5 protein-coding genes are annotated in these 6,615 nt (G+C 32.9%); 4 read left to right on the plus strand and 1 reads right to left on the minus strand.

What is annotated here, in order from left to right:
* The first annotated feature begins 158 nt into the window (after positions 1–158).
* Complete coding sequence (locus tag AC061E_RS15460; RefSeq protein WP_478287056.1) at positions 159–1,118, plus strand: DUF3810 domain-containing protein; 960 nt, start codon at positions 159–161, stop codon at positions 1,116–1,118.
* A gap of 203 nt (positions 1,119–1,321) precedes the next feature.
* Here the strand turns inward: AC061E_RS15460 and AC061E_RS15465 are convergent, their stop codons facing one another.
* Entirely contained in the window at positions 1,322–2,626 is a 1,305-nt protein-coding gene (locus AC061E_RS15465; RefSeq protein ID WP_478287057.1) for an NAD(P)/FAD-dependent oxidoreductase, read from the minus strand.
* 363 nt (positions 2,627–2,989) lie between these two features.
* Between AC061E_RS15465 and AC061E_RS15470 the strand changes: the two genes are divergently transcribed.
* The 3 genes from AC061E_RS15470 to AC061E_RS15480 all read left to right on the plus strand — a co-directional run.
* Complete coding sequence (locus AC061E_RS15470; protein WP_086455173.1) at positions 2,990–4,852, plus strand: ABC-F family ATP-binding cassette domain-containing protein; 1,863 nt, start codon at positions 2,990–2,992, stop codon at positions 4,850–4,852.
* A gap of 330 nt (positions 4,853–5,182) precedes the next feature.
* Positions 5,183–5,890, plus strand: a complete 708-nt coding sequence (locus AC061E_RS15475) for a DUF6090 family protein (RefSeq protein ID WP_478287054.1) — start codon at positions 5,183–5,185, stop codon at positions 5,888–5,890.
* A gap of 349 nt (positions 5,891–6,239) precedes the next feature.
* A partial coding sequence (locus AC061E_RS15480) for a hypothetical protein (protein WP_478287055.1) occupies positions 6,240–6,615 on the plus strand: 376 nt, incomplete at its 3' end.

The raw sequence follows: 6,615 nt of genomic DNA on the forward strand, positions 1-6,615 counted from the left end.
CCAATAGGCACTAATTAATATTGTAATTATATTTACAACTCAAATTTTTTATCTTGAAAACAAAATATTTTCTCCCGATTTTTTTCCTCATCCAAATTATATTGCTCCAAATTGCTCCTTTTTATTCGGAACAAATAGAGCGCTGGTACAGCAATGGCATGTATCCCGTATTATCTCAGTTCTTGCGCACAATCTTAGGAAGGGTTCCTTTTTCAATTGGTGATTGTCTTTATTTTATTTTGATTTTTTGCGTTTTGAGATGGTTTTGGAACAACCGAAAAGCTTATAGATCCCAGTGGAAAAATACACTTTTAAGTATACTAAGTTTTACATCTGTGCTCTACTTTTTGTTTCATGTACTCTGGGCACTCAACTACTACCGTGAACCGCTTTTTGAAAAAATGAAAATTAAAAACGAATACACGGATGCCGATTTACTTGTTTTTACAAAAATGATTATTGCAAAAACAAATGCCCTTCAATATAACATTACTACTAATAAAGGTTTAAAAGTTTCCATTCCGTACACACAAGAACAAATTTTTAAAAAGAGCTTGAACGGTTATCATGCCATTGCAAAAAAGCATTCTTTTTTTAAATTCAATACTCTTAGCACCAAAAAATCATTATTTAGTCTACCCTTGACCTACATGGGATTTGGAGGATATTTAAATCCTTTTACAAATGAAGCTCAAGTAAATGATCTCGTACCGCTGTATGGTTTTCCTATGACTGTAAATCACGAAATGGCACACCAAATGGGTTATGCTAGCGAAAGCGAATGTAATTTCATTGGGTTCCTAGCTTGTGTTGAAAATGAAGACACGTTCATTCAATATTCCGGCTACAGTATGGCTTTACGCTATTGTCTGGGAAATTGGCAAGTACGAGATGAAGGTATTTACAAACAACTACTAAAAACCATACATCCTGGTGTTTTAAAAAACTACAAAGAAAGTGAGCAATTCTGGAAGCAATACGACACCTTTATCGACAAAGGTTTTCATGCTTTTTACGATCAATTCTTAAAAATCAATCAACAAAAAGACGGCATGGAAGGCTACAGTAAATTCGTGAATTTGATGGTGAATTATTATAAAAAGGAATCACGGTCCTAAGGTTCGAAAGTAAAAAGTCATAAAGTAAAATGACTTTCCTGCTACAACTTATTGCTTGAGATAGATTAAAATATTCACAACAAGATGCCAAGAATTTAGAGTACTATTCAACTGAGTTTATTTCATTTTTTTTCACATTTATGCAAGTAAAAAACAAGCAACTCCAAAAGACTTTAAGCATTAGAATTTAAAACTTTCGAAAATTATAACTCGTCACTAGTAAAAGTAGTAAAGCTTTTCTTTTTATACGGTCTAATAATGAGCCTTCCCTCACGATCAAAACGAATGTAATTGTACACCCAATTCAGGAATACAACGGCTTTGTTCTTGAAACCAATGAGCGAAAACAAATGGACAAACATCCAAACAAACCAAGCAAAGACACCATTAAAATGATATTTAGGCAAATCGACCACAGCTTTATTCCTGCCAATGGTAGCCATAGAACCTTTGTCATTGTATTCAAATGCTTCCAAGGGTTCCTTTTTGAGTAATCGTATTATATTCGTGCCCAATACTTCGCCTTGTTGCAAAGCAGGTTGAGCCATCATGGGATGCCCTTCTGGATAGGCAGCTGATACCATAGACGCAATATCGCCAATAGCAAATATATTTTGATAGCCATGAACCTGACTGTATTCATTGACTTTGATTCGCGCTACTTTTTCAACCAATGATTTTCCATCTAAACCGGCAACTAATGCACCTTGAACACCAGCGGTCCATATTACGGTAGCGGTATCAAAAGTCAAATCAGAATTGGTTGTAATGGTACGTCCATCATAATTGGTAACACGAACGTTTTTCCAAATCTTAACTCCTAAACTTGTTAAGAATTTCTCAGCAGCTTGAGATGATGCTTCGCTCATGGTATTTAAAATTCGATCACCACTTTGAATTAAATTTATTTCCATTTTAGCAATATCCATATCCGGATAATCTTTTTGTAAAATGGCTTTTTTCATCTCGGCAAGAGCACCAGCAAGCTCTACTCCTGTTGGTCCACCTCCTACTAAAACAAAATTGATCAAACTATTTTGTTCCGAAACATCTTTGGTAAGCACTGCTTGTTCAAAATTCTCTAAAATGAGACTTCTTATATTGAGTGACTGCGGTATGGTTTTCATGGCCATACTGTTGCGTTCTATTTCTTTATTTCCAAAATAATTCGTTTTGGAACCCGTAGCAATAACCAGATAATCATAGTTTAATTCTCCAATTTCGGCAATTACTTTTTGATTTTTGGTGTCAATTTCCTGAACATTGGTCAATCTAAAATAAAAATCATCATATTCCTGAATCACTTTTCGAATAGGATATGCAATAGACCCTGCCTCTAATCCGCCAGTAGCCACTTGATACAACAAGGGCTGGAACGTATGGTAATTGTGTTTGTCCAGTAATACTACTTGCACTTTTTTATTCTTTAATTTTTTTGCCAAGGCTATTCCCGCAAATCCGCCACCGATGATGACCACTCTGGGTAAGGATGAATGAGGTATGTTCATTGTAATGTATTGACTGTTTGATTCCAAATATACAAAGATATTTTAGAGTACCTCAAACTCTGGTAAATTGTCAAGTACTATTGCTTGCAAAAATTTCTTTCCACAAAAAGAGTTTCTTTACCAAGGTCTTTTATCTCCATAACTATTTTAATTTTAGAATATAACTGTATGACCAGGCAATAATTGTGTTTAAATCAATTAGCATTCTCTTAAAACAATTCCTATTGAAAAAGCCACTTCCTAAACTTAGGAGACAACAATACTAATCTAATTAAAGAATATTACTTCATTAAGCCATAGGATTGCATTAAACAATTGGTAAATGGGCATTTAATAATGTACTTTTGCAAAAAAAATACACTTGTGAATTACCTTTCAGTAGAAAACATATCGAAATCATTTGGAGAAAGAACCTTGTTTAAAGACATTTCTTTCGGGATAAATAAAGACCAAAAAATTGCTTTTATTGCCAAAAACGGTTCTGGAAAAACCACGATCATGAGCATTATCAATGGTCTTGAAGAAGCAGATTCTGGCCAAGTTGTGCTTAGAAAAGGGATTAAAATGGCGTTTTTGTCCCAAAACAATAATTTGCAAGACGAATTGACTATTGAAGAAAGCATTTTTGCCTCTGATAATGAAACGCTAAAAGTCATTGAAGCCTACGAAAAAGCATTGGAAAACCCCGAAGACGAAGAGGCGTACCAAAAAGCTTTTGATGGTATGGATCAGCATAATGCGTGGGATTTTGAAACACAATACAAGCAAATTTTGTTTAAATTGAAATTAGAAAATTTCAAGCTTAAAGTAAAAAACCTTTCGGGTGGACAAAAAAAGCGTCTATCGCTAGCCATCATTTTGATCAATCGTCCCGATTTGTTAATTCTTGATGAACCTACGAATCACTTGGATTTAGAAATGATTGAATGGCTCGAAAGTTACTTTGCCAAAGAAAATATTACCCTATTCATGGTGACGCACGACCGTTTTTTCTTAGAGCGTGTGTGTAATGAAATTATAGAACTAGACAACGGAAAATTATACCAATACAAAGGAAATTACTCGTATTATTTAGAGAAAAAAGAGGAACGCATTGCCTCAGAAAATTCTAGTGTTGATAAAGCACAGAATCTTTTTGTTAAAGAATTAGAATGGATGCGCCGTCAGCCAAAAGCGAGAACGACCAAATCAAAATCGCGTCAGGATGATTTTTATGAAATCAAAGAAAAAGCACAAAGCAGACGCCGTGAGAACAAAGTAGAGCTTGAAATTAACATGGAACGCATGGGAAGCAAGATTATTGAGCTTCACAAAATTTCTAAAAAATTCAAGGACCATGTGATCATGGACAACTTTAGTTTTGATTTTCAACGTGGTGAACGTATTGGTATCATTGGTAAAAACGGAACAGGAAAATCGACTTTCTTAAATTTATTGACAGGAACTTTGCCACTTGATGGCGGGAAAGTGGTAGTAGGTGAAACCATTAAAGTTGGGTATTACACACAAAGCGGAATCAATCCTAAACCGGGTCAGCGCGTTATTGATGTGATCAAAGAATACGGCGAATTTATTCCGTTGATGAAAGGAAAGTTAATTTCGGCATCGCAATTATTAGAACGATTTTTATTTGATGCTAAAAAGCAATACGATTTTGTAGACCGATTGAGTGGTGGCGAATTGAAACGCTTGTATTTGTGTACTGTTTTGATTCAGAATCCAAACTTTTTGATTCTCGATGAACCAACCAATGATTTGGACATAGTAACACTTAATGTACTAGAGAGTTTTTTACTAGATTATCCAGGTTGTCTTTTAGTGGTTTCTCACGATAGATACTTTATGGATAAAATTGTGGATCACTTATTCATTTTTAGAGGTAACGGTGTTGTGGAAGATTTTCCAGGAAACTACTCTGATTTTAGAGCCTATGAAGACAGTGCTGATGTTGCTCAAAAAGAGGAAAACAAAGCCGAAAAGAAAGACTGGAAACAAAACAATCCAACTGGAAATTTGACTTTTAATGAGCAAAAAGAATTCCAGAAAATAGAACGAGAAATCAAAGATTTAGAGATTCAAAAAGTAGCTATTGAGCAACTTTTTTCGGATGGGAAAATTACGGATGCTGATATTGAGAAAAAAGGAAATGAATTGCAAAACCTCATCCAAAAGATGGAACTTAAAGAAGAACGTTGGTTTGAATTAAGCGCCAAAATGGAAGGTTAAAATTAGTATTCAGTTACAGTTTGCAGCTGGGAACATTATTACTATTTAGGATTAAATCCACAACAAAATTTTGATTTTGTTATGGATTTTTTTTGCATAAAAAAAAAAATGACTGGTAAGAAATATTACATTGAATTAAAAGCCCGATCGGTGTTTTGTAGTTTATTTTATATATTTTTGAGAAATTTAATTTTTGATTTTTGCCAGACTAACGCATCTCAATAAAGCAGATTGAATTGATCTCATGAAATAAATATACAAGTTGCATAAACAGTTTAAAAAAATGAACGAATAGACAAATTAAAGGAACAATATTTTAACCAAAACTATATGCAAGAAGAAGTAAAAAAACACACCAAAAAAATTTACAAAACCATGACAAATGAAGAACACACTTTGGGAGAGAAATCAAAAGAAATCATCATAGAAATTTTTATAATCGTTTTTGCTGTAACACTTTCAATATGGCTACACAGTTGGAGTGAACACAGACATCAACAAGAAGAAGTAGCCGTGTTTCTTGGGAATTTAAAGAATGACTTACTGAATGACATAGAAAATATCAACTTTGAAAAGAAAGGATATCAAAAGTCAAACAAAGGCTATAAAAAAATTTTAGCACTAACTACTCTGCAACTTGACAGTATTTATAAGTCTAAAAATGTGGTTGATTTTCCAATTTATTCACATGGACAAATAATGAGTATAGGTAATTATGAAGGTTTTAAGTCAAGTGGCAAAATAGGCTACATTGAAGACGAAAAATTAAAACAGAAAATCTTAAATTATTACCAAATATCTGTACCTGCAGTTAACGAAGTTAATAAAATTTATAATGATTTTCTGTTCAAGTGTTTTGACAAAATGATAGAAAATGCAGATAAGCCTGAAGAAAAAATGTATGCAGATCCAAAATTTAAAAAGACAATAGAATTTCTTATAAAAATAGGTAATAATAACATAAGGGTTTATGACCAAAACACAAAACCAGAGGCATATGAGCTTATTAAAGAAATTGACAAAGAACTTCAAAAATAAAAAACATACGGGTGCGCCGTATAGTAAGACTGTTAATTTTGTAGTAAATTAACCTTTATTTCTTTCAAGATATTTTTTTTTGATAGAAAATAATAAGTTACGAAGTTCGCAATCTTACAAAGCTTTGGAACACTGACTTCTAGTTATAAGGACTAAACTTATGCAAGTTAAATCCACAGCGGATTAGTGCCAATTGCTTAATAGTTCTAAACTTACTCATGCTGACTGAATTTGAAATCGATGAAATTTTAAAATCAATATTAAACCTAGCGTAAATCAAAACGTTAGCTTCAATAATGTGTGCTAGATTTCTAAAAAATTGGAAATTATAAAAACTAAAATGAAAAAAATGAAAAAATTATTTATTGCCAGCATTCTTTTGTGTTCAATGTGTGCGTCAGCTCAAGATGACTATGTCATAAAAAAAGACGGGACTAAAATTCTAATAAGAAATGAAGTCTACCATCATTCTACTTTTGGGAAACTACGTTGCTACTTTTCAGACATAAAGGGTATACAGTTTGAAAAAGGAATTGAATTAGATGAAATAGAAAAATTAGTTACAGGCGACATAACTTACATACCATTTAAAGAAAGTGAAAAAAGAAATAAAGACTTAATGCTATACAAAGTTGTTGCAGAATCTGACGATAAAATATTGTTATTAGCCTTTTATCCACCTGCTATTCAACCTTCGTACGCTCCAGAATACTATTTATGGTATC

The sequence above is a fragment of the Flavobacterium sp. GNP011 genome (genome assembly GCF_056428925.1).

Bases quoted from the DNA above. Each gene is read 5' to 3' on its own strand.
- AC061E_RS15460 (WP_478287056.1), top strand. From the start codon at position 159: ATGTATCCCGTATTATCTCAGTTCTTGCGCACAATCTTAGGAAGGGTT.
- AC061E_RS15465 (WP_478287057.1), bottom strand. From the start codon at position 2,626: ATGAACATACCTCATTCATCCTTACCCAGAGTGGTCATCATCGGTGGC.
- AC061E_RS15475 (WP_478287054.1), top strand. From the start codon at position 5,183: ATGCAAGAAGAAGTAAAAAAACACACCAAAAAAATTTACAAAACCATG.